We start from the raw sequence: 20,804 nt of genomic DNA, 5'->3' as shown, positions 1-20,804 counted from the left end.
TCGACTTCCATGACGGGGACGCGATTGACGAGCGCCATCTCCTGGGCGGTACGTCCAGCCGCCATGGCCTGGGCCGTGCGCCTGCGGTCGCGCCTGGCCCAGAAGGGGTAGCGGCGCCGTGGCGGCTTGGGGGCGAGACGATCGGTCCAGTCCATGGGGCCCACTGTACAAGGAATATAGTCCTTATACAACAGATCTCATGCGCTGCCCGCTATCCGACCACCCCAACCCATGGGGTCCAGGGGCCTTTCGGCCCCTGGTCGCCGAAGGCTTCTTCTTCACGCCCTCTTCTTCCACGGGTCCCAAACGTCCGGGTGGGCACGGGCATATTGTGGGGGGTAGGGAATGACGACGCCCAGGGCTCGGGCGGCGTGCCAGGCCCAATGGGGGTCATCCATGGCAGCTCGGGCAAGCGCAATCATGTCGGCGTCGCCGTCCCGGAGGATGGCTTCGGCCTGTGGGCCATCGATGATCATGCCGACGGCCATGACCTTCATCTGGACGGCTGCCTTGATCGCCCGGGCGAAGGGAAGCTGGTAGCCCAGTCCGACCTGGATACGCTGGAGTGGTGAGTTGCCGCCCGAGGAGACGTCGATGAAGTCGCAGCCTTTGGTGTCCAGCACCTTGGCGAACTCGACGGTCTGCGGGCAGTCCCAGCCGCCCTCGACCCAATCGGTGGCGGAGACGCGCACGCCGACGGGCAGATGATCGGGGACGACGGCACGGACGGCCTCGAAGATCTCAAGCGGGAATCGCATGCGACCTTCGAGCGCGCCGCCATAGCCGTCCTCGCGCTGATTGGAGATCGGCGAGAGGAACTGGTGCAGGAGATAGCCGTGCGCCATGTGGATTTCGATCAGCTCGAACCCAAGCCGCACGGCGCGGCGGGCGGCGGCCTCGTAATCCTGGCGGATTCTGGCGAGGCCGGCCGCGTCCAGGGCGGTCGGTACGTGCCAGTCGGGCGCGTAGGCCAGGGCCGACGGGCCGACGGTTTGCCAAGCACCTTCTTTGGCCGGCAGCGGGCCGCCGCCCTCGAGCGGCGTGCGCACCGAAGCCTTGCGGCCGGCGTGGCCGAGCTGGATGCCCATCTTCGCGGTGCCGTAGGTCCGGGCGAATTCAAGGACGGGCCGCATGCCTTCCTCGTTGGCGTCCGACCAGAGGCCGACGCAGCCATGCGTGATGCGGGCTTCCGGCGAGACGCCGGTTGCCTCGACGATGACGAGGCCGGACCCGCCGCAGGCGAATTGGCCCAGATGCATGAGATGCCAACTGGTCATCGTGCCTTCGTCGGCCACGTATTGGCACATGGGTGCCACGGCGATGCGATTGACGAGCTGTGTTCCGCGCAAGCTCAAGGGCTCGAAGAGCTTAGTCATCGGTGGCCTCCGTCCGTCATGTGGATGCCCCTCGCTAGGGCCGCCTCATCCCATGGCAGCGCCGGTACCGAAGGGAAAGGCCCGACATGGCAAATAAGGTGCCCAAAGAGGCCGCGAGGGCGATACGGCGGCTGTCTCAAGCGCTCGGCCGCTGCTCGAAGCCTTCCGGGACGACTTCATCGGCGGCAGGTGCCGTGGAGACGCGACGCACGTGGGCGGCGGACGGTCCGTCCTGGCAGTAGGCGACGAACCCCATAAGTTGCTTGATGGGTCCGTCAATGACGACTTCTACCGAGCCGTCGAGGAGGTTGCGGACCCAGCCTTTCAGACCCAGCATCCGAGCCTGTTCGACGGCCCAGGCGCGGTACCCCACACCTTGGACACGTCCTTCGATAATCACGCGCATGGCCAAGGTCAGCACTCATCCCGGAATCTTTGAGGAACGAAGCTTAGATGATGTGCGGAGCGCCGTGTTCAACGCACGGCTCAAGTCAAAACCCTACAAGGGCGTGTCAAATCAGTCATCAACCATAAGTTTTGTCAATCGCGGCCATGACTTGCCGGAGAAGTTCAAAAGATCAGTGCGTAGGCGGCTGTACCGAGGATCGACCAGAGGCAGGCCGAGGCGGCGCCAGCGAAGGCGACGGTGGCGATCACGGGCCAGCGTCCCTCGACATCGCTCGGGAGAACAATGGCCAGATGGTGACGGTCAGCGGTGCTTGAGAGGGGCGAATTCGACATTGGCGGATGATCCTCAAGAGCCGCGAGCGTGGACACGCCCGCTTTCCTGGGACCGAAATTAACGGCCGAAACTTAACAAAGGCTTAATCCCCGACATCGTTCTTTGTCGTGGATAGCCTTGAGCCCATGCGCGCGGAAAACACCGTTCGCGCACTCCCGCCACATCTTTGCACGGTCAGACTCTAAAATGGGACGCGGTGCCAAGGGCCAGCGAACGCCGATGGCAAGACTGCCCGCATGGCGGCCTCATCCCCGATCGGGTCGCCGCCGCCTTTCGCCCGCTGGCAGGCGGGCGTGATCACCCGCCTGCTCGGCGTCGACCGACCCCCGAGGTTGAGGCACAGGGCCAAGCTGTGCTTAATGCGCCGGTCGAACGGGAGCGCCCATGGCGAGTTTCAATCTCCATCCGATCGAGCCTGGCTGGCCGCGCCGCTGGATCGTCGAGGCGGTGCGGCTGATCTTCGAATCACCGATTCCGACCACGGTCGCTGCCCTTGGCTTCCTGGTGGTGCCGCTCCTGGCCTTCGTGCCGGCCGCCTTGATCGGCGTGCCAAGGCTGATGCTGGCGCTCACCACGCTCGCCATGGCGCCGCTCTATGCGCTGGTCGTGCTCTGCTTTTCCGCCTGGCTCGCCGGCCGTGGCCGCTCGGTGCCCTTCGCGCGCGTGGGGCGGCTATTCCTCCAGGAGCTGATCCCGGCTTTGGCCAAGGGTGCCCTGCTCGCGGCATTGCTGGTGGACGGGCATACGAACGGCGCGCGCGACGGGCAGCCGACGGGAGCGCTGGAGGTGGTCGGCAGCCTTGCGGTCATCGTCAGCCTGAATGCCCTGCCCAGCATGTGGCTTGAGCCTTTCGTTCGCCACCTGGCGCTGGAGACGGGCGCCCCGCTCTGGCGTCCGACAGCACTTCTGACCCTTTTCAGTGCGCTGCGCCGCGTGGTGCCCTTGCCGGCCATGCTAGCGCTCCAGCTGGCGCCAACTCTGCCCTTTCTCCTGGTGGTGGACAGCCGGTTCTCGCTCCTGCGCCTGGCGGCATTGCCGTTGCTCCTTCTCGTCCAGGCCACCGGCTGGATCGCCTATCGCGAGGTCTTCCATGGGCCCAAAAGTTCTGTCAGGCGCAGGGCCTTCGCGTTCGCCCACGAAGCCGGCTAGCGGCGGCCTTCGCCGACGCCTACTGCCCGCGGTCGCCGTCGCGTTCATGGCGCGCGGGGGCGCCCGGGCAAAGGAAGCTGTATCGACGCAAAGCCTACTCGACGCGTTGGCGAACTGCGGTGACGCGACGACGGCGGAGGGGCTTATCTTGCGGCTGCGTAGCCTATGGAGGGATGCCTTAGGCGCGGCAGCGCGCCAGCGGCTCGAGGATGCCGAGCTGGCGCTCTCGGGCCGCGATACGGCTCTGGGCTCGCGCCTCCTGGAACGGCTTTTATCCCAGTGGCCGGATTATATCGCGGCTTGGCAGGCGATGGCGGCACTGCAATGGTCGACCGGCGATCTCACGGGTTCGATCATGGCCCTTCGCCGGGTGCTGGCGCTGGAGCCCCGCCAGTTCGACGCGCTGTATCTTCTGGGCGTCGATCTTTTGGGCCTTGGCCGTCTCGAGGAGGCTGAGCGCGCGTTTCAAGCCGTCCTCAGGGTCAATCCGTTCGATACCCTGGCGCGCGCCCAGATGCTGCGGCTCATCGGCAAGGACGGTGCCGCGCGGCAGGATCTCTAGCCGGCCGGCATCGGCCCCTCCGCCGGCCATGCCGCGCGGCTTATCTATTCCTCGCGGAAGGTGCGCTCGCGGCGCTCATGGCGTTCCTGCGCCTCGATCGACAGGGTCGCGATCGGCCGCGCCTCCAGGCGCTTGATGCCGATCGGCTCCATGGTCTCCTCGCAATAGCCGTATTCGCCATCCTCGATGCGACGAAGCGCGGCATCGATTTTGGAGAGCAACTTGCGCTCGCGGTCACGCGTGCGGAGCTCGAAATTACGCTGCATCTCGGCCGTGGCCCAATCGCTCTGGTCGGGAAGGCGCGTATCCTCTTCCTTGAGCTGCTGCAGAGTCAGTCCCGAACCGCGCAGGATCTCGTCGCGCCAGCGCAGCAGCTTCTGGCGAAAATACTCGACCTGCCGCGGGTTCATATAGGGTTCGTCTTCCGACGGGCGGTAGTCGTCGTCGATGATGTCGGCCATCTCAACTCCTCAAGCGATCACGCCCTCAAGCGGCATCCCTGCTGGATGCCAGCGGCGCGCCTCCCCCCTGGGGCTGGCCGCCCGTACCGACGGTCCGCGACATCCCAGTGAACGCGCGGTGCATTTACGCAAGAGGCTGGCCGGCTGCAACTACCAAGCGCAATCGAGCGCGCCTCAGCCCCGTGGATTCGTCGCCAATGTGTCCCCGCATTGCGGGCAGCCGGGCCGCCGGCCGACCCGGACACGCTCGAGGGTCGCCGCCATCGCATCATAGAGGAGGAGCGTGCCCGAGAGACTGTCGCCCCGGCTGAGGATCTCCTTGGTCACCTCGACCGCCTGCAGCGTGCCGAGGACGCCGGCCACCGGGCCGAGCACGCCGGCGGCGGCACAGTTTGGCAGGATGCCCTCGTCCGGCGGCGCCGGGAAAAGGCAGTGAAGGCAAGGATGCGGCGCGCCCAAATGCGACTTGAAGGTGGTGAGTTGGCCGGCAACACCCTGCACGGCGGCACTTACCAGCACCCTGCCCGCCCGCCGGCAGGCATCGTGGACCAAAGCGCGCGTGGCAAAGCTGTCGCTGCCGTCGGCCACGAGGTCGTAGCCGTCGACGAGCTCATCCGCATTGCGCGCATCGAGGCGGCAGGCATGCTGGACGAGGCGGATCTCAGGATCGATGTCGGCCACGGCCCGGGCAAGGCTCGAGGTCTTGGGCCAGCCCACCCTCGAGGCCGCATGCGCGATCTGCCGGTGCAGGTTCGACACTTCGACCAGATCGTCATCGACGATTCCCAGCGTCCCGACCCCGGCTGCCGCCAGATAGAGCGCCAAAGGCGAGCCCAGGCCGCCGGCACCGACGATCAGCACGCGGGCCCGAAGGAGCCTCTCCTGGCCCTCTCCACCCACTTCGGGAAGGACGATCTGGCGCGCATAGCGCTGGATGCCGGCCTCGCTCAGAATCGACAAGAATCTCGCTCCCGCGCCCACCATCCGCTCCGCTGCAGATAGGCATCGCCGGCTCTCTTCGCCATGGGCGCTGCGTTAACGGTCTCTTTACCACTTCTCGCTAGCTTGGCGATCGAACCAGATCGGCAGGGAAGACGAGCGATGGAGGAGACCCGGCAGGCCATAGCCTTACGTTACGATCCCCTGCGCGGAGACGCACCGGTAATCACGGCCCAGGGCACAGCCCTCCTGGCCCAGCGCATCGAGACGATGGCGCGCTCGGCCGAATTCCCATCCATCGCGACGCCAGCCTCGCCACGATCCTGATGAAGCTCGAACTGGATGCGCCGATCCCGCCCGCCCTCTTCGCGGCCGTGGCGGAAATCCTGGCCCACCTCTTCGCCGAGGACGCAAGGCTGAGCCGTCGCGCGGCCACGTCCAGCCCCATCCAGCCCTCCTCCGGGCCGCAAGGAGCCCCTCTTCGATGACCGACAATCTCTATCGCGCCAGCACCCTCGAAGTTTCCGCCGCTATATCCGCGATCGCCACGGCCAGGATGGCCCTCCAGAACAGCCAGGCACCGTCCCTGGAGATCATGAACCGACTGAACCGCACTTTGGCCGATATCGGCCGCTGGCGGCGACCCGAGGACGATCTCCTCCTCGCGCTGACAGCAGAACTCGAGCTGCTGCGCGAGCGCCTGCAGACGACAAGGATGGAAGCAGCCCGCGACATCATGGGCCAGACGGCCGCGTCGGTCGCCCTTCGCGCCTATGCCACGCCCGAAGCCGGCAACGCTGACTGATGCACGAGGTCGACTACATTCGCACGCTTGCCGCGTTGCTGGCGGTCCTTGGCGCCATCGGCCTCGGCTTCTGGCTGCTCCGCCGCCTCGAAGCCGGCGGCGGCCTCAAGCGCTGGCTGAGTGGCCAGCGAGACGCATCGCGCGCCCGGAGCGGCCGCCGCCTGGACGTCGTTGAGACACGAATGATCGACCAGAAGACAAGGCTCGTCCTCGTTCGCCGAGACGCCGTCGAGCATCTCCTCCTCCTCGGGCCGGGCGGCAATCTGCTGATCGATCGGCCGGCCGCCGATAGCGATGCCTAAGGGAACATCGACAATGCGCTCTCGCCCATGGAACGTCCTCTTCCTGGTCCTGCCGTTCATCCTGCCGGCGGCCCCGGCACTGGCCCAGTCGGTGAGCCTCGACCTGGGGGGCGCCCAGGGCGGTTCGATGACGGGCCAGATCCTTCGCCTGGTGGCCCTCATCACCTTTTTGAGCGTGGTCCCCTCGATCTTGATGATGGTCACCTCCTTTACACGGATCGTGATCGTCCTCTCGGTGCTGCGTACCGCTATCGGTCTGCAACAATCGCCGCCCAACGCCGTCCTGATCGGCATCTCGCTTTTCCTGACGGCCTTTGTCATGGCACCCACACTGGAAAAGAGCTGGGACGAGGGCATCAACCCGCTCATCCAGGAGCAGATCGACGAGCCCACCGCGCTTGCCCGCACCATCGCCCCGCTGCGTGCCTTCATGATGCATCAGGTCCGCGAGAAGGACCTGCAGCTCTTCTTCGATATCTCCCGGACGCCTGCGCCCCAGACTGCTGAGGAGACGCCGCTTCGCGTCCTCGTCCCGGGCTTCATGATCAGCGAACTGCGCCGGGCCTTCGAGATCGGCTTCGTTATCTTCCTGCCCTTCCTCGTCATCGACATGGTCATCTCCTCCATCCTCATGGCGATGGGCATGATGATGCTACCACCGGTTATGATCTCTCTTCCCTTCAAGCTGATCTTTTTTGTCCTCGTCGACGGCTGGTACCTGACAATCGGCAGCCTCGTGCAGAGCTTCGGTCCACTCTAGCATGCATTATGATGCTGCACTGCAATATACACATGGCGCCTATGCCGGAATGGGTTCATTTCGCACTTGCAACATGACATCGGTTGATGCCAGTTAATTAGGCATTGATTGAACGGGTTCGCGAGACCCTACTTTTTTCTCTCCGGTTTCAGTGACCTGGCTTCGGTTCGGTCGGTTTTTACGAATACTGTTTTTATACCTGACGTTATGCCCGGCATGTCCTCCCACATGCCGGGCAATTCGTTTTCAAGCCGCGCCGGCCGAGACGTACGACACCTTTCGGCGTCGCTCGCAACGTGGTCTAGTAATCGCCGTGACCGACCTTCGGGCCCGGATCGATGAAGCTCACCTGAGGCACGACGATGGCTTTCACCTGCACCATCCCGGCGGTACCGACGCAGCTCGCCGACGACGACCGAGTCCGCATCACACGCTGGGATTTCGAGCCGGGTGCGACGACCGGATGGCACGAGCATGCCATGGACTACGCCATCGTCTTCGTGACCGACGGCCTGATGGCCATCGACGTCGACGGCAAGGTCAGCCATGTGGAGATGAAGGCCGGCCAAGCCTACTCGCGGCCCGCAGGCATCAAACACGATGTCAAGAACGATGGCGGCGCGCCGATGAGCTTCGTCGAGATCGAAACGAAGCGCTAGGTGCTGCCAGCCGGCAGGGTGTCGCCCATTTGAGATCGCTTCCGATCTCGGGCGCAGCGCTCGAACACCGATAGGCCCGCTGGTCGGAACAATACGGCCAGCGCTATCTCGAGGCTGCCCGCCCCACGCGAGCACCTTGCCTGGCTGGTTCGGGGGCGTCGGCGCGCTCGCCCCATGGCGACGGTCAGCGGGCGTGGCGGTGCCGGTGATGCAGGTCCGGATAATGCGGATGACGATGCGTCATCGGCGAATGACGGTGCACATGCGTGTGCGGCTCGCCCAAGGGATCGTCCGGCCCGTGCGCATGCTGGTGATGCTCGTCGTGACAATGGCGATGGGCATGCTCCATCGCCTGGTGCACATGCTCGTGCTCATGCCGCTCGGCCAGATGCAGATAAAGGCCGATCCCCATGAGGACCGCTGCCACCAGCAACTGAGCGGTCAAGGGCTCGCCTAGCAAACAGACCGCCAGAACCGCCCCGATGAACGGCGCCAGCGAGAAATAGGCACCCGTGCGTGCCGAGCCCAGATGACGCAGCGCCAAGACGAACAGCGTCAGGCTGACGCCATAGCCGAGGAAGCCGACGAGCCCGGCGCCGGCGACTTCCGGCAAGGACGGTGCCGCCGCGCCGTGCGCCAACGCCAAAGCGAGGTTCACCGTGCCGGCGACCAGCCCCTTGATCATGGTGATCTGGACCGGATCGGCCGCCGAGAGCTTGCGCGTCAAATTATTGTCGATGCCCCAGGCGACGCAGGCAGCGACGATGGCAAGCGCGCCCAGACCCAGGCCCGAGGGACCACCGCGCCAGGACAGGAGGACGGCACCCGCCAGGATCGCCAGGGCGCCGAGCAGCAGGCGGCGATCGACATTCTCCTTGAAGACGAGCCAGGCGATCGCCATCGTCGCCAATCCCTCGACATTGAGGAGCAGCGCCGCGCTGGAGGCGGGCGTCGAGGTCAGGCCGATCATGAGAAGAAGCGGCCCGGCCACACCGCCGGCCAGGACGACGAGTGCCAGCCACGGCAGGTCGCCTCGGGCGAGCGGCGCCTCGGCCGCCGCCCCTTTCCTGGCGCGCTGCACGAGATGAAGGAGACCCAGGCCGAGGCCAGCCCCCAGATAGAGAAGGCCCGCCAGCAGCCACGGGTCCATCCCGCCACCCAGCAAAAGCTTGGCCAGCGGCATGCTCATCCCGAAAAGCGCCGCCGAGGCCAAGGCCACAATGGGGGGGCCATAGTCGCGCAAGCTGATCATCGCTCCAACCGCTCCCGGACGACATGGCTAGGAGGATAAGGCCATGCCTGCCGGACCTTCCAGTCGGAAATTATCAGCGGGTGGCCGGGCGTCGACGATGCGGGCGGTCGCGCGCCATCCCCGGGGTGGTGGCCGCAGGGACCGTCAGGCCGACCGTGGCGGCGGGACGGTAGAAGGCCGAGGCTTTCCTTGTCGAGAGGCCTGCCAGCCGGGAACTCATCCTCATTCCCTGGCGGGCCTCGATCCTAGGGGGCCTCGTCGGTGGGTACAAGCGCCCGCCCGCAGCCCTGTCCCGATCGTGCGCCCCAACCGGCAATGGTCTTTCGGGGCCGCCGGACAGAATGGCGGAAGCCCCGATCCATGGGTAACCGACGTCCGGTATCATGGCTGCGAGCGAGGACTGGAGCCGCAGGGAGGCGGTGGACAAGGATGGCCTTGGCGGACAGGACGGCGCCGTGCTTTGTTCATGGCATGATCAGACCCGACCATGGCAGCGCCCGATCCTCAATCGAATCAGAACGTGTCGCCGCCGATGACCTGCCGGAGCGGACTCGACACCACCGCCGCGCGGATCAGTCGGAGGGCGGCGCGAATGCGACCCCGGGCGCGCCCGTTCGGCGGGTCACCGCTGGCCAGGGGCGATCCTCATGAGCGCGACGACGCTGCCGGCGGGGCCCTCGGTGGCCGCGCTGGCGGCCTGGCGACAAGAGGTCGACGCAATCCTCGGCCGCCCCGATGGTGTCGCCTCGCTGGTGCATGAAAGCTTCGATCGCCTGGCGATCGAGCCGCTCTATGTCAGGCGGCCCGCCATGCCGGACGAATGGCCAGGCCAGGCGCCCTTCGGCCGAGGCACGCCCGGGGCCAAGGCGCGTCTCGAAGCCGGGTGGGATGTGCGCGCCCGCGTCGAGCATGCGGCGCCACGCCTGGCGAACGACGCCATCAAGGAGGACCTGGCGGGCGGGGCGACCTCGATTCACCTTGTCGTCGCCGATGCCATGCTGGGACGCCGGGGCACCTTGATCGTCGATCGGGCCGATGTCGAAGTGGCGTTCGCCGATATCGATCTTTGCCGGGTCAAGGTGGCGATCGACGCCGGCAGCCGTGGCTGCGACATGGGCGTGATCCTGGCAGCCTTCGCCGCCAGTCGCCGCTGGCCGTTGGCCGAGCTTACCGTGACGCTCGACCTCGATCCCCTGGGAGCCGCGGCCGACGGTGCCGCCCTCGATATCGAGGCCTGTCTTCAGCAGACAGCCCAATTGGCGGCGATGTGGTACCGGGCCGGCAGCAAGGGACCGCTCCTTCGCGCCGGCGGCGAGGTCTATCACAATGCCGGCGCCAGCTCGGCCCAGGAACTGGCGATTGTCATGGCGACGGCCGTTGCCTATCTGCGCGCCTTGGAGCCGCTGGGCATCGAGCCTTCGGTCGCCCTGGACATCATAGGATTCCGCCTCGGCCTCGACTGCGACATCTTCAGCAACATGGCGAAACTGCGCGCCGCGCGGCGCCTCTGGCACCGCATCGCCAGCGCCTGCGGTGGCGGCGGTCACAGCATGGTGCTGGATGCCATGGCCGGGCAGCGCGGCCAGGCGGCGCGTGACATCGAGACCAATCTTTTGCGGCAGACGGCGATCTGCGTGGGCGCAATCGGCGGCGGTGCGGATGCGATCACGCTCCTGCCCTTCGATGCCATCGGCGGACCGGGCTCGTCCGCCGGGCGGCGGCTGGCGCGCAACACGCAGCTCATCTGCCGGAACGAAAGCCATCTGCATCACGTCCTCGATCCGGCGGGCGGCAGCTACCAGCTGGAGGCGATGACCGGCAACCTCGCCCGCGAGGCCTGGTCGCTCTTCCAGCTCATCGAGAGCGGCGGCGGCATGGCCGGCATGCTGCTGCGTGGCTCGATCCAGGACTGGATCGAGGAGACGGCCGCGGCGAGGCTGGAGGCCGCGGCCCGGGTCCGGGATCCGATCCTGGGCGTCTCGCTGTTTGCCGACCTCGAAGATCGACCGCCGCTGACGGCGGCAGCGGATCCGGTCCTGCGCGAGGGAATCGAGGCGCGCTTGGCCGACGCACCCGACATCGAGCATCTCGACATCGAGACGCAGGTGGCGCTGGCGGCGGCCGGCCGGCCGATCCATCGCGGCTTTCCGCGCGAGGCGATCACCGCCCTTCGCCCGCTCCGCCTGGCAGAGCCTTTCGAGGCCCTGCGCGATCAGAGCGATGCGATCACCGACAAAATCGGCCGCCGCCCTTGCCTCGAGGCCCGGGCCCTGGGCGATCCGGCCCTGGCGGCGGCGCAACGGGCGGAGGCGGCCCGCTGGCTGGCTACGGGCGGTATCGAGCTCATCGCTCCGGAGCAGCCGCCTTTGCCGGTTCGGATCGTCCTCCTCCTGGATGGCGGCGCGGCGGACATCGACATCGAGGCGGCCGCCCGGCGGCTGCGCGCCGAGGGCGTGGCGGGGATATGGGGGTTGCGGCCGCACCCGGCCCTGGATCGCCATCTGGCCGCAGGGGTGGACCGCGTGACGCTGTTCGAGGAAGCGCTGAGCCTGCTGCGGCGAGGGCCCACATGAGCCGTATCCCCGATTTCTGGGCGCTCGATCTCGATGCCGCCTGCGACGGACTCGACAGTTCCACCTCCTCCATGGAAACGGCGCCGCACTGGTCGACGCCGGAGGGAATCGGGGTGAAGGCCGCCTATGGACCTGAGGATATCGCCGATCTCGCGGCCCCGGCCTCGCTGCCGGGCCAGGAGCCCTTCCTGCGCGGCCCCTATCCGACGATGTACACGACGCAGCCCTGGACGATCCGGCAATATGCCGGCTTCTCGACGGCCGAGGAGAGCAACGCCTTTTATCGCCGCAACCTTGCCATGGGGCAAAAGGGGCTCTCGATCGCCTTCGACCTTGCCACCCATCGGGGCTATGACAGCGACCATCCAAGAGTCAGGGGCGATGTCGGCATGGCCGGCGTCGCGGTCGATTCGATCTTGGACATGCGCACGCTTTTCGCGGGCATCCCGCTCGAGCGCATGACGGTCTCGATGACGATGAACGGGGCCGTCCTGCCGGTCCTTGCCCTCTTCATCGTCGCCGGGCTGGAGCAGGGCGTGCCGGAGGAGAGGCTGGCCGGCACGATCCAAAACGACATCCTCAAGGAGTTCATGGTCCGCAACACCTATATTTTCGGCCCCGTGCCCTCGATGCGGATCATCACCGACATCTTCGCCTACACGGCGGCACGCATGCCGCGCTTCAACTCCATCAGCATTTCCGGCTACCACATGCAGGAAGCCGGGGCGACGGCCGACCTGGAGCTGGCCTATACCCTGGCCGACGGGATCGAGTATGTCCGGGCCGGCATCGCCGCCGGCCTTAACGTCGACGCGTTCGCCCCGCGCCTCAGCTTCTTCTTCGCGATCGGCATGAACGTCGCCATGGAGATCGCCAAGCTGCGCGCCGCCCGCCTCCTTTGGGCCGAACTCATGCGGGCGCATTTCCAGCCGGGCTCGAAGAAATCGCTCCTTTTGCGTACGCATTGCCAGACCTCGGGCTGGTCGCTCACGGCCAGGGATGTGCAAAACAACGTCGTGCGCACCTGTCTCGAGGCCATGGCCGCAACCTGGGGCGGCACGCAATCCCTGCACACCAACGCCTACGACGAGGCCCTGGCACTCCCCTCTGCGCGCTCTGCGCGGATCGCGCGCAACACGCAGCTCTTTCTGCAAAGCGAGGCCGGCTTCACAAGGACGATCGATCCCTGGGGCGGCAGCTTTTACATCGAGCGGCTGACCGCCGACCTGGCGGCGGCAGCCCGGCGCCACATCGCCGAAATCGAGGCAGCGGGTGGCATGACGCAGGCCATCGTCGCCGGGATTCCCAAGCTGCGCATCGAGGAGGCCGCCGCCCGCACCCAGGCGCGCATCGATTCCGGCCGGCAGACCGTCGTCGGCGTCAATCGCTTCCAGCCGCGGGCGGAAGCCCCCGTCGAGGTGCTGCGCATCGACAATGAGAGCGTCCGCCAGCGCCAGCTCGACAGCTTGGCGAGGCTGCGCAGCGAGCGCGATGGGCGGGCGGTCCAAGCCGCATTGGCTGAGCTTACCCAGCGGGCAAGCGGCCAGGGCAATCTTCTCGAGGCGGCGATCCGGGCGGCACGGCTGGGTGCCACCGTCGGCGAGATGACCGCGGCACTCGAGGCCGTCTGGCCCCGGCACGTCGCCCCGATCCAGGCGATCAGCGGCGTCTACGGGCGGGAGATGGCGATGGACAACGAGGCGGAGCGGCTGGCCGAGACCCGGGCGCTGGTCGAGCGCTTCGCCGAGGCGGATGGCAGACGGCCGCGCATCCTTTTGGCCAAGATGGGCCAGGACGGCCACGATCGCGGCCAGAAGGTCATCGCCACCGCGTTCGCCGATCTGGGCTTCGACGTCGATATAGGGCCCCTCTTCCAGACGCCGGCCGAGGCCGCCGGCCAGGCGGTCGACAACGACGTCCATGTCGTCGGCGTCTCCTCTTTGGCCGGCGGTCACCGCGCGCTGGTGCCGGAACTGCAGGCGGCCCTGGCGCGAGCCGGGGGGCGCCACATCATGATCGTGGTGGGCGGCGTCGTGCCGCCCGAGGACTATACGGCCCTGCGCAAGGCCGGTGCTGCCTTGATCTTCGGACCGGGCACGGCCATTCCCGAGGCCGCGGCAGAGCTGCTCCGCTGCCTGGCCAGTCATCTCGGCTATCGGCTGGACGCCGTCGGCTGAAGCGCGCCCACAACCTCGCCCGAGATGCTGCAAGGCTGCAACAATGCGGGGCTCTTCGGCGATAATACCCAAAGCCCGACGCGGAATCGTTCTTTAGCCGGGGACTTTTTGCCGGTTTGCCGCGTTGATGCCGCTGTGAAATCGCCGTGCTACGGCAAGAAGGAGCAGCTTCCCATGGGCATCATCGCCTGGATTGTTTTCGGCCTCATCGCCGGTGCCATCGCCAAGCTCATCATGCCGGGCAAGGATCCGGGTGGGTTCATCGTGACGATCATCATCGGCATCGTCGGCGCCGTCATCGGCGGCTTTCTCGGCCAGACGCTGGGTATCGGCGGCCCTGTCGACGGCTTCAATTTCGGCAGCTTCGTCACTGCCGTCATCGGCGCCATCATCCTCTTGATCATCTACCGCATGGTCACCGGCCGGCGCGCCTGACCGAGCAACACGGATGCGTGACGGGCCGGTGCGTCGCACCGGCCCGACTCACGAATCAGATACTCTCCAAGTCCTTGGCCGAGCCGATGATCCGACTGACCATGCCATACTCGATGGCCTCGGACGCACTCATCCAATAATTGCGGTTCGTATCCCGCTCGACCTTCTCGACGGACTGCCCCGTCTCCTTGGCGAAGATGCGGTTAAGCCGCTCGCGCATCTTGACGATCTCGCGGGCCTCGATATCGATATCGACGGCCGGTCCGCGTACGCCGCCCATCGGCTGGTGCAAAAGAAAGCGCGTATTGGGCAGGCACACCCGCCGCTCCCTGGCGCCCGCCACGTAGATAAGTGCGCCAGCACTGGCAACCCAGCCCGTGCCGATCATACGCACCGGGGCAACCGAATCGACGAACTTGATCATGTCATGGATCGTGTCGCCGCTCTCGACATGACCGCCGGGCGAGTTGACATAGACGTCAATCGGCTTGTCATTGTCGCCAGCCAGCGCCAGCAGACGACCGGTCACGTCGCGTGCCAGCTTGTCGTCAATGGCGCCGAAAATCAGCACCTTGCGCTGGCTGAAGAGCCGCTGCTCCAGCTCGTTCACAGGCGTGCCCAGCGCCTTGTTGTCGCCCGGCTCCTTCTTGTCCGGACCGGGACTATCGGGAACCTCGGGTTCCTCGTCGTTGCGGGCCGTTGCCTTCAACTCGTACTCGTCGATCATCGTCTGCTCCAAGGAACTCGGGCAAGGCTGAGCCATGCGCGCGAAGAAGTCGAGCCATCCGGCCCAGTTTTAAGGCTCGGGCGGCGCCGCGGCAGCGAGGGCCGGCTCGAAAGGCCGACGCAACCGGACGCCGGGACCGAACTCGCCACTAGCAATCAGCATCACGCCCGCCTCTTCGAGGGTCCGGGCGATCTGGCTGGCTGTCGAACGATGCAAATCATGCCGGCCATTTTCAAAATCACGTACCGTGCTCCTGGAGACACCAGCCCGTGCCGCCAGCAGATCCTGGGTCCAGGCTAGAAGTCCGCGTGCCGCGCGGCACTGGCTTGGCATGAGTGCCTGTTGAGACATGGCGTTCGGGCTCCGCGGAATGCGCGCCGGCAAAGGCTAAATTTCAACCAATTTGGTTGAATTGGCGCCGATGCTCCCCATTTTCAAGGGTCCCCGCTTGCCTGCCGATCGGACCGCCATGCCACATTACAGCCCGTTGATCGCCACCATCGTCGCCGCCCTGGTCCTGGCCTTCATTCTGGGCACGATCGTGCAGCGGCTCAAGGCCTCGCCTCTGGTGGGCTATCTCCTGGCCGGCATCCTGATCGGCCCGTTCACGCCGGGCTTCGTCGCCGACCAGAATCTGGCGAACGAACTGGCCGAGATCGGCGTCATCCTCCTCATGTTCGGCGTCGGCCTGCATTTCTCGCTCAAGGATCTGCTTTCAGTCAAAGGCATAGCCGTGCCAGGTGCGGTGGCGCAGATCGCCGTCGCCACCCTCATGGGCATGGGGCTTGCCTGGGCAATGGGCTGGCCGACCGGCAACGGGCTGGTCTTCGGCCTCGCCCTCTCAGTCGCCAGCACCGTCGTCCTCCTTCGCGCCCTGCAGGAACGCCGCCTGGTCGAGACCGAGCAAGGCAGGATCGCCGTTGGCTGGCTCATTGTCGAGGACATGGCCATGGTCCTCACGCTGGTGCTGCTGCCGGTCGCTGCCGATCTCCTGGCCGACAACAGCCAGGCCCTCGACAGCAGCGCTATCCTCATGACGATTTTCCTGACCATCGGCAAGGTCGCGGCCTTCATCGCGGTGATGCTGATCGTCGGCCGGCGAGTCATCCCGTGGCTGCTGCATTATGTGGCCCACACGGGCTCACGCGAACTGTTCCGACTGGCGGTCCTAGCGATAGCACTGGGTGTCGCCTACGGCGCCGCCCTCCTCTTCGACGTCTCCTTCGCGCTCGGCGCATTCTTTGCCGGCATGGTCTTGAGCGAGTCCGAGCTCAGCCAACGGGCAGCCGAGGAGACGCTGCCGCTCCGCGATGCCTTCGCCGTTCTTTTCTTCGTCTCCGTCGGCATGCTCTTTGATCCCAAGATCATCATCGAAGAGCCCCTCCACCTCCTGGCCACGCTTGGTATCATCATCATCGGCAAGTCGGTGGCGGCCTACCTGATCGTACGCGCTTTCGGCCATGCCAGCCGCACGGCCCTGACCATCTCCGCCAGCCTCGCGCAGATCGGCGAGTTCTCCTTCATCCTGATGGCGCTCGGCGGCGAACTTGGCCTGGTCACCCAGGAGGCGAACGATCTCGTGCTGGCCGGCGCCATTATCTCGATCATCCTCAATCCCCTTCTCTTCACGCTGATCGCGCGCTTTGGGCGCACGACGGAAAAACGCGCCGACGAAGCGGCACCGGAACGCTGCGAGTCTGCTCCCGTCGAAAAACCATCCGTCTCATCCTTGAAGGATCATGCCGTCCTTGTCGGCTTCGGTCGGGTGGGCGCTCTGGTCGGCGCCGGCCTGGCCGAGGCGGGAAAGGCCTTCCTCGTCATTGAGGAGCGGCAAGGTGCCGTCGATGCCGCGCGGCAGGCGGGCGGCGAAGCAATCCTCGGCAACGCCGCCGATCCCCTGATCCTGGCCGCCTCCAACGTCGCACAGGCCCGCCTCCTCTTCATCGCCATTCCACAAAGCTTCGAGGCAGGCCAGGTGGCAGCCCAGGCGCGCAAGCTCAATCCCGGCCTCGAGATCGTCGCCAGGGCACATTCGGACGCGGAAGTCGAACATCTGCTGGCGAACGGCGCCACGCTCGCCATCATGGGCGAGCGCGAGATCGCGCGCGGCATGCTGAACCACATCGCGCGCCCCGTGGCCGGGGCCGAAATCGCCCAGACCTTGAGCCGGGCCTGACGGGGTCAGCTTTCGGCCGCCGCATCCAGCAGATGCAGGGCAAGAGAGGGCTTATGGTAGACGGCAGCGGCGATCAGGGCCTGCACCCGCTTGGTCGCCGCATCGACGTGGCGGCGAAAGAAGATCGCATCCGCCCAGACCAGCGTATCGACGAAGCGAAGATCCTCGTTGGCGTAGCGCGCCATGGTCAAAAAGGTCGACGAGGTAGAAGTCATGCGCCGCCAGAAAAGTCTGGATGGCGGGATTGGGCGGCTGGCCCCGATAGATCGGATTGAATTCGACCTCGCAATGGACAATGGCGGTGCGACCGAGCATTGCCGGCGCCCCTTGCAGCATCATGAGTTCGGCACCTTGCGTGTCGATCTTGAAGAAATCCACGGGTCGACGATCGGTGAGCACATCGTCCAGCCGATGCGTCACCAAGTCCTCCGTGCGGACGGTATGAAGCGCGTCCAGGTTGGGAAACGCCGTGTTGTGCCCGCGGTCGAGAGGTAAGAGCGACGAGGTGGCGTCGAAATCGTTGATGTAGAGGGGATGAGGCGAGCCATCGCCGATGGCATAAGGCAGGAGCGTCAAGCTCTCGCCGCCTTCATCGGCCAGCCGCTCCGACAGCGGATCGAAGCCGACGATATCGAGCTCGACCTATGCCTTGAGCGTCGCCTAGCAACTGCGCGCCGACATCAACGACGTGGAGCGGCCTGCCGAGCTGGGCCATGATCTCCCGCGCGAGTTTTCCGGCCACGGCGGCGCGTTCGCCCGGCGTTGCCATAGGCTGCGGCTGTGAACGCGGATCCGGCAATGCCGGCCCCGCCTCGACCGGGGAGCGCTCGTCCTTGTCGGGCATGTCGCGGCGGAAAAACGCACGAGCCAATTGATACATGAACACACCTTGACCAAGCCTCGGCTGACGCAGAGCTTGTCGAAGGCATCGAGCCTTTGTCTAGCGAAACATCGTCCACCGCGTGAACGAAGCCGGCGGAACCTTCGTCCGCCTGCCCTCGTCCAGTCGCTGCGCCCTATTTTTCGTTCTTGCCCGTGCCCACCAGGCGGTTGCGGTTGCGCGCATAATAGGCGTCCGCGTCATAAGGATCGACGGACAGGTTCAAGGCCACCGTCGTCAGTTGGCCGACTGCCTGCTTCAACTCGTAGCTGGCCAGCACTTCCTCACCCTGCGAGCGAATGAGCTGCACCTTCGAATTGAACAACGCCTGCTCGGCGTCGAGCACGTCGAGCACGGTGCGCGTGCCGACCAGAGCTTCCTGCTGCACGCCTTCGAGCGCGATCTCGTTGGCGCGCACCTGAGCCCGGCGCGATTCGATCTGGGCAGTCTGAGCCGCCAGATTGTCCCAGTTGGCCCCGACGCTCTGCTCGACAGTGCGGTTCACGCTCTCGAGCTGGTTGCGGCTCTGGCGCATGCGCTGCTTGGCCTGTCGCACCCGGGAAAATTCCGCACCACCCTGATAGAGCGGGATGGTGAGTTGCAGGCCGACCGCCGAGGATTTCGACCAGCGGAACGAGCTGCCGACCGGATCGTCCTGACGCCCGAAGGTCGCCTGGAAATCGAGCGTCGGCAGGAGGCTGGCGAACTGGACGTCGATATTGTCCTTGGCTGCGGCCAACTGGTAAGTCGACTGGATGATGTCGGGATTGTTGCGGGCAAGCGCGTAGGCCTCGTCGATCGAGCCCGGCAGCAGCAATAGCTTGCTCGGCTGCTGCAGCTTGCCGGGTGCCCGGCCAATCACCTGACGATATGTTGCATCCGCCGAAGCGACGTTGGACTTGGCGGCCTCGACGTCGGCGTGGGCGCCCGCGAGCGAGGCCTCCGCCTGAGCCACGTCGGTCCTGGCCACCTCGCCCACCTGGAAGCGGTCCTGCGTCGCCTGCAGCTGGCGGCGCAGTCGCACCTCGTTCTGCAGCGATTCGTCGAGCGTCGCCCGCGCCACCCAGGCATTCACATAGGCCTGGGTGGCCGAGAGCAGCGTCGACTGCTCGGTGGCGACGAGCGAAGCACGCTGAGCCCGGACCTGATTCTCGGCCTGTGAGACCGAGGCCACCGTGCCACCACCCTGATAAAGATTCTGGTTGATCACCAGGCTGCCCGAGCGGCTCAGGTTGGTGAAGGACGAGGTCCGTCCACCATTGCCCCTGCCGACAGCGTCACGATCCAGACCGCCTTGCCCGTCGGTACGGGTATAGGAACCCTGAAGTCCGACGGTCGGCCGATAGCCGGAGAGTGCTTGCGGTACCTGCTCGTCGGTTGCGCGGAGCTCATCGCGGGCGGCCTTAAGGTCGGGGTTGCCCAGATAAGCCTCGACGAGGGCCGTATCGAGCGAGTCGGCTTGGGCTGACATCGCCACGAGCGATGCGGCAAGCGCCAGGCCAGCAACGTTCATCTTGCGCGCGGGCAAGGGTTCCTCCGAGGGCAAAGCCCTTCCATATTGGGCGCGAACCGTAGGTCCTGGCTCCTGGAAAGGGCAAGTGAGTTCAAACCTAACTCGAGAAGCCTTAGGCACTTGGATCGGCTCGCGTTGGAAATGGGACACATATTGAGCAGCCCCACCGTCCTGTCACGATCCAATCCAATCCTACACGCCAGCCTGCCTATGGACGCGCCAGCAGCGTCGCGCAAGATCCTCCATGTCGATATGGATGCCTTCTATGCGTCGATCGAACAGCGCGACGACCCCAGCCTGCGTGGTCGCCCCCTGGCCGTAGGCGGCAGCAGCCGGCGCGGCGTCGTGCTGACGGCCAGCTACGAGGCGCGCCCTTTCGGCGTGCGCTCGGCCATGCCCTCGGTGCGGGCGGCCGAGCTTTGTCCGGGACTGCTCTTCGTCAAGCCGCGCTTCGATGCCTACAAGGAAGCGAGTCGCGTCATTCGCGAAGTCTTCGCGCTTTTCACCGACAAGATCGAGCCGCTCTCCCTGGACGAGGCCTATCTGGACGTCACGTCGCCGACGGGTGGTCCCCGGCCGGCCGTCGAGATTGCCCGCGAAATCAAGGCACTGATCCTGGCCCGCACGGGGCTAACAGCCTCTGCCGGCGTTTCCTTCAACAAATTCCTGGCCAAGATCGCCTCCGATCTCGAGAAGCCCGACGGGCTGACCGTCATCCGGCCGCGCCAGGCACAAGCCTTCATCGCCAGCCTGCCGGTGGCGCGCTTCCATGGGGTGGGACCGGCCACGGCGCGTCGACTTGAAGCGTTGGGCATCCGCACCGGTGCTGACCTTCAGGCGGCGGAAGAGGGCGAGCTCGTTAAACGGCTCGGCCGTTTTGGCGCCTTTCTCTGGCGGATCGCCCGGGGCCAGGACGACCGACCAGTCGAGGCCAACCGGCGGCGCAAATCCTTGAGCGTCGAGGAGACCTTCGGTGTCGACCTGCGCGATCCAACCGCTATGCGGGCCGCACTCGGACCCATGGCGGTCGAATTGGCCCGCCGCCTTGAACGCCAGGATTTCATCGGCCGAACCTTGACCTTGAAGATCAAGACGGATGATTTCGTCATTCGCACACGCAGCCGCGCCATTCTGCCGCGGCTAGCGACTGAGCAGGAATTGCTAGCCGGTGCCCTGCATCTGCTTTCACATCCGGACGCGCCTGAACGGCCCGTGCGCCTTTTGGGGCTGGGCGTTCACAACCCGGTGGTGGGCCAGACGGAAACCCGTCAGTTGCCCCTGATCTTCGATGCCGATCGGGGCTGAACGGCCCAGGC

At 66.0% G+C, this 20,804-nt stretch carries 24 protein-coding genes and 1 pseudogene; 13 read left to right on the top strand and 12 right to left on the bottom strand.

Annotation, left to right across the window (positions count from 1 at the left end):
• Positions 1-278 precede the first annotated feature (278 nt).
• The 3 genes from CFB17_RS10880 to CFB17_RS19195 form a co-directional block, all read right to left on the bottom strand.
• Positions 279-1,376 (bottom strand): NADH:flavin oxidoreductase/NADH oxidase, encoded by a 1,098-nt coding sequence (locus tag CFB17_RS10880; RefSeq protein ID WP_088561551.1) that lies wholly within the window; start codon positions 1,374-1,376, stop codon positions 279-281.
• A 136-nt stretch (positions 1,377-1,512) separates the two neighbouring features.
• Positions 1,513-1,797, bottom strand: coding sequence for an acylphosphatase (locus CFB17_RS10875; protein WP_243389852.1), 285 nt, complete (start codon positions 1,795-1,797; stop codon positions 1,513-1,515).
• A gap of 149 nt (positions 1,798-1,946) precedes the next feature.
• Positions 1,947-2,117: a hypothetical protein gene (locus tag CFB17_RS19195; protein WP_165769560.1), complete on the bottom strand. Its 171-nt coding sequence runs from the start codon at positions 2,115-2,117 to the stop codon at positions 1,947-1,949.
• 385 nt (positions 2,118-2,502) lie between these two features.
• On the opposite strand from CFB17_RS19195, the gene CFB17_RS10870 reads away from it, so the two are divergent.
• Together CFB17_RS10870 and CFB17_RS10865 are read left to right on the top strand one after the other, a co-directional pair.
• On the top strand, positions 2,503-3,267 hold the full coding sequence (locus tag CFB17_RS10870) for a hypothetical protein (RefSeq protein WP_088561549.1): 765 nt from the start codon (positions 2,503-2,505) through the stop codon (positions 3,265-3,267).
• 148 nt (positions 3,268-3,415) lie between these two features.
• Positions 3,416-3,829: a tetratricopeptide repeat protein gene (locus CFB17_RS10865; protein ID WP_165769559.1), complete on the top strand. Its 414-nt coding sequence runs from the start codon at positions 3,416-3,418 to the stop codon at positions 3,827-3,829.
• 44 nt (positions 3,830-3,873) lie between these two features.
• Here the strand turns inward: CFB17_RS10865 and dksA are convergent, their stop codons facing one another.
• Together dksA and CFB17_RS10855 are read right to left on the bottom strand one after the other, a co-directional pair.
• Positions 3,874-4,290, bottom strand: coding sequence for an RNA polymerase-binding protein DksA (dksA, locus tag CFB17_RS10860; RefSeq protein WP_088561547.1), 417 nt, complete (start codon positions 4,288-4,290; stop codon positions 3,874-3,876).
• Positions 4,291-4,464: 174 nt separating this feature from the next.
• On the bottom strand, positions 4,465-5,250 hold the full coding sequence (locus CFB17_RS10855; RefSeq protein WP_243389851.1) for a HesA/MoeB/ThiF family protein: 786 nt from the start codon (positions 5,248-5,250) through the stop codon (positions 4,465-4,467).
• 141 nt (positions 5,251-5,391) lie between these two features.
• Here CFB17_RS10855 and CFB17_RS18905 point away from each other — a divergent pair, with 141 nt between their 5' ends.
• The 6 genes from CFB17_RS18905 (at position 5,392) to CFB17_RS10835 (ending at position 7,755) form a co-directional block, all read left to right on the top strand.
• Entirely contained in the window at positions 5,392-5,556 is a 165-nt protein-coding gene (locus tag CFB17_RS18905) for an EscU/YscU/HrcU family type III secretion system export apparatus switch protein (protein ID WP_165769558.1), read from the top strand.
• Positions 5,556-5,717: an EscU/YscU/HrcU family type III secretion system export apparatus switch protein gene (locus tag CFB17_RS19190; RefSeq protein ID WP_165769557.1), complete on the top strand. Its 162-nt coding sequence runs from the start codon at positions 5,556-5,558 to the stop codon at positions 5,715-5,717. Before CFB17_RS18905 ends, CFB17_RS19190 begins: the two co-directional genes overlap by 1 nt.
• On the top strand, positions 5,714-6,034 hold the full coding sequence (locus CFB17_RS10850; RefSeq protein WP_088561545.1) for a hypothetical protein: 321 nt from the start codon (positions 5,714-5,716) through the stop codon (positions 6,032-6,034). The genes CFB17_RS19190 and CFB17_RS10850 overlap by 4 nt, the downstream gene beginning before the upstream one ends.
• Positions 6,034-6,336, top strand: a complete 303-nt coding sequence (locus tag CFB17_RS10845; protein ID WP_088561544.1) for a flagellar biosynthetic protein FliO — start codon at positions 6,034-6,036, stop codon at positions 6,334-6,336. Before CFB17_RS10850 ends, CFB17_RS10845 begins: the two co-directional genes overlap by 1 nt.
• 13 nt (positions 6,337-6,349) lie before the next feature.
• Complete coding sequence (gene fliP / locus CFB17_RS10840; protein WP_088561543.1) at positions 6,350-7,096, top strand: flagellar type III secretion system pore protein FliP; 747 nt, start codon at positions 6,350-6,352, stop codon at positions 7,094-7,096.
• A gap of 362 nt (positions 7,097-7,458) precedes the next feature.
• Entirely contained in the window at positions 7,459-7,755 is a 297-nt protein-coding gene (locus CFB17_RS10835) for a cupin domain-containing protein (protein WP_088561542.1), read from the top strand.
• 184 nt (positions 7,756-7,939) lie between these two features.
• On the opposite strand, the gene CFB17_RS10830 is transcribed toward CFB17_RS10835, so the two are convergent.
• Together CFB17_RS10830 and CFB17_RS19185 are read right to left on the bottom strand one after the other, a co-directional pair.
• Positions 7,940-9,007, bottom strand: a complete 1,068-nt coding sequence (locus CFB17_RS10830; RefSeq protein ID WP_088561541.1) for a DMT family transporter — start codon at positions 9,005-9,007, stop codon at positions 7,940-7,942.
• Positions 9,008-9,080: 73 nt separating this feature from the next.
• Positions 9,081-9,227 (bottom strand): hypothetical protein, encoded by a 147-nt coding sequence (locus CFB17_RS19185; protein ID WP_165769556.1) that lies wholly within the window; start codon positions 9,225-9,227, stop codon positions 9,081-9,083.
• Between the two features lie 427 nt (positions 9,228-9,654).
• Between CFB17_RS19185 and CFB17_RS10825 the strand changes: the two genes are divergently transcribed.
• The 3 genes from CFB17_RS10825 to CFB17_RS10815 all read left to right on the top strand — a co-directional run bounded on the left by CFB17_RS10825 (position 9,655) and on the right by CFB17_RS10815 (position 14,192).
• Positions 9,655-11,580 (top strand): methylmalonyl-CoA mutase family protein, encoded by a 1,926-nt coding sequence (locus tag CFB17_RS10825; protein ID WP_088561540.1) that lies wholly within the window; start codon positions 9,655-9,657, stop codon positions 11,578-11,580.
• Positions 11,577-13,757 carry a methylmalonyl-CoA mutase gene (scpA, locus tag CFB17_RS10820; RefSeq protein ID WP_088561539.1) on the top strand — a complete coding sequence of 727 codons (2,181 nt, stop codon included), beginning with the start codon at positions 11,577-11,579 and terminating at the stop codon, positions 13,755-13,757. Before CFB17_RS10825 ends, scpA begins: the two co-directional genes overlap by 4 nt.
• Positions 13,758-13,931: 174 nt before the next feature.
• Entirely contained in the window at positions 13,932-14,192 is a 261-nt protein-coding gene (locus tag CFB17_RS10815; protein ID WP_088561584.1) for a GlsB/YeaQ/YmgE family stress response membrane protein, read from the top strand.
• 55 nt (positions 14,193-14,247) lie between these two features.
• On the opposite strand, the gene CFB17_RS10810 is transcribed toward CFB17_RS10815, so the two are convergent.
• On the bottom strand, positions 14,248-14,919 hold the full coding sequence (locus tag CFB17_RS10810) for an ATP-dependent Clp protease proteolytic subunit (protein WP_088561583.1): 672 nt from the start codon (positions 14,917-14,919) through the stop codon (positions 14,248-14,250).
• Positions 14,920-14,988: 69 nt separating this feature from the next.
• On the bottom strand, positions 14,989-15,270 hold the full coding sequence (locus tag CFB17_RS10805; protein ID WP_088561538.1) for a helix-turn-helix transcriptional regulator: 282 nt from the start codon (positions 15,268-15,270) through the stop codon (positions 14,989-14,991).
• Between the two features lie 118 nt (positions 15,271-15,388).
• Between CFB17_RS10805 and ybaL the strand changes: the two genes are divergently transcribed.
• Positions 15,389-17,095, top strand: a complete 1,707-nt coding sequence (gene ybaL, locus CFB17_RS10800; protein WP_088561582.1) for a YbaL family putative K(+) efflux transporter — start codon at positions 15,389-15,391, stop codon at positions 17,093-17,095.
• Between the two features lie 5 nt (positions 17,096-17,100).
• Here the strand turns inward: ybaL and CFB17_RS19650 are convergent, their stop codons facing one another.
• The 3 genes and pseudogenes from CFB17_RS19650 to CFB17_RS10785 form a co-directional block, all read right to left on the bottom strand.
• Positions 17,101-17,280 (bottom strand): hypothetical protein, encoded by a 180-nt coding sequence (locus tag CFB17_RS19650; RefSeq protein WP_243389850.1) that lies wholly within the window; start codon positions 17,278-17,280, stop codon positions 17,101-17,103.
• A gap of 82 nt (positions 17,281-17,362) precedes the next feature.
• Positions 17,363-17,671, bottom strand: a pseudogene (locus CFB17_RS20075) (FkbM family methyltransferase); the annotation flags it as partial.
• A 440-nt stretch (positions 17,672-18,111) separates the two neighbouring features.
• The gene (locus CFB17_RS10785; protein WP_088561535.1) at positions 18,112-19,503 is read right to left on the bottom strand and encodes a TolC family outer membrane protein; all 1,392 of its coding nucleotides are present in this window, start codon (positions 19,501-19,503) and stop codon (positions 18,112-18,114) included.
• A gap of 138 nt (positions 19,504-19,641) precedes the next feature.
• Between CFB17_RS10785 and dinB the strand changes: the two genes are divergently transcribed.
• On the top strand, positions 19,642-20,793 hold the full coding sequence (gene dinB / locus CFB17_RS10780; protein WP_243389848.1) for a DNA polymerase IV: 1,152 nt from the start codon (positions 19,642-19,644) through the stop codon (positions 20,791-20,793).
• Positions 20,794-20,804: the final 11 nt, after the last annotated feature.

Origin of the sequence: Arboricoccus pini (genome assembly GCF_900187945.1) — a bacterium.
Classification (GTDB): Bacteria; Pseudomonadota; Alphaproteobacteria; order Geminicoccales; family Geminicoccaceae; genus Arboricoccus; species Arboricoccus pini.
This window is presented reverse-complemented; position numbering and strand designations above follow the sequence as displayed.

Bases quoted from the DNA above. Each gene is read 5' to 3' on its own strand.
- CFB17_RS10880 (WP_088561551.1), bottom strand. From the start codon at position 1,376: ATGACTAAGCTCTTCGAGCCCTTGAGCTTGCGCGGAACACAGCTCGTC.
- CFB17_RS19195 (WP_165769560.1), bottom strand. From the start codon at position 2,117: ATGTCGAATTCGCCCCTCTCAAGCACCGCTGACCGTCACCATCTGGCC.
- CFB17_RS10870 (WP_088561549.1), top strand. From the start codon at position 2,503: ATGGCGAGTTTCAATCTCCATCCGATCGAGCCTGGCTGGCCGCGCCGC.
- dksA (WP_088561547.1), bottom strand. From the start codon at position 4,290: ATGGCCGACATCATCGACGACGACTACCGCCCGTCGGAAGACGAACCC.
- CFB17_RS18905 (WP_165769558.1), top strand. From the start codon at position 5,392: ATGGAGGAGACCCGGCAGGCCATAGCCTTACGTTACGATCCCCTGCGC.
- CFB17_RS19190 (WP_165769557.1), top strand. From the start codon at position 5,556: ATGAAGCTCGAACTGGATGCGCCGATCCCGCCCGCCCTCTTCGCGGCC.
- CFB17_RS10850 (WP_088561545.1), top strand. From the start codon at position 5,714: ATGACCGACAATCTCTATCGCGCCAGCACCCTCGAAGTTTCCGCCGCT.
- CFB17_RS10845 (WP_088561544.1), top strand. From the start codon at position 6,034: ATGCACGAGGTCGACTACATTCGCACGCTTGCCGCGTTGCTGGCGGTC.
- fliP (WP_088561543.1), top strand. From the start codon at position 6,350: ATGCGCTCTCGCCCATGGAACGTCCTCTTCCTGGTCCTGCCGTTCATC.
- CFB17_RS10835 (WP_088561542.1), top strand. From the start codon at position 7,459: ATGGCTTTCACCTGCACCATCCCGGCGGTACCGACGCAGCTCGCCGAC.
- CFB17_RS10830 (WP_088561541.1), bottom strand. From the start codon at position 9,007: ATGATCAGCTTGCGCGACTATGGCCCCCCCATTGTGGCCTTGGCCTCG.
- CFB17_RS19185 (WP_165769556.1), bottom strand. From the start codon at position 9,227: ATGAGTTCCCGGCTGGCAGGCCTCTCGACAAGGAAAGCCTCGGCCTTC.
- CFB17_RS10825 (WP_088561540.1), top strand. From the start codon at position 9,655: ATGAGCGCGACGACGCTGCCGGCGGGGCCCTCGGTGGCCGCGCTGGCG.
- scpA (WP_088561539.1), top strand. From the start codon at position 11,577: ATGAGCCGTATCCCCGATTTCTGGGCGCTCGATCTCGATGCCGCCTGC.
- CFB17_RS10815 (WP_088561584.1), top strand. From the start codon at position 13,932: ATGGGCATCATCGCCTGGATTGTTTTCGGCCTCATCGCCGGTGCCATC.
- CFB17_RS10810 (WP_088561583.1), bottom strand. From the start codon at position 14,919: ATGATCGACGAGTACGAGTTGAAGGCAACGGCCCGCAACGACGAGGAA.
- CFB17_RS10805 (WP_088561538.1), bottom strand. From the start codon at position 15,270: ATGTCTCAACAGGCACTCATGCCAAGCCAGTGCCGCGCGGCACGCGGA.
- ybaL (WP_088561582.1), top strand. From the start codon at position 15,389: ATGCCACATTACAGCCCGTTGATCGCCACCATCGTCGCCGCCCTGGTC.
- CFB17_RS19650 (WP_243389850.1), bottom strand. From the start codon at position 17,280: ATGGCGCGCTACGCCAACGAGGATCTTCGCTTCGTCGATACGCTGGTC.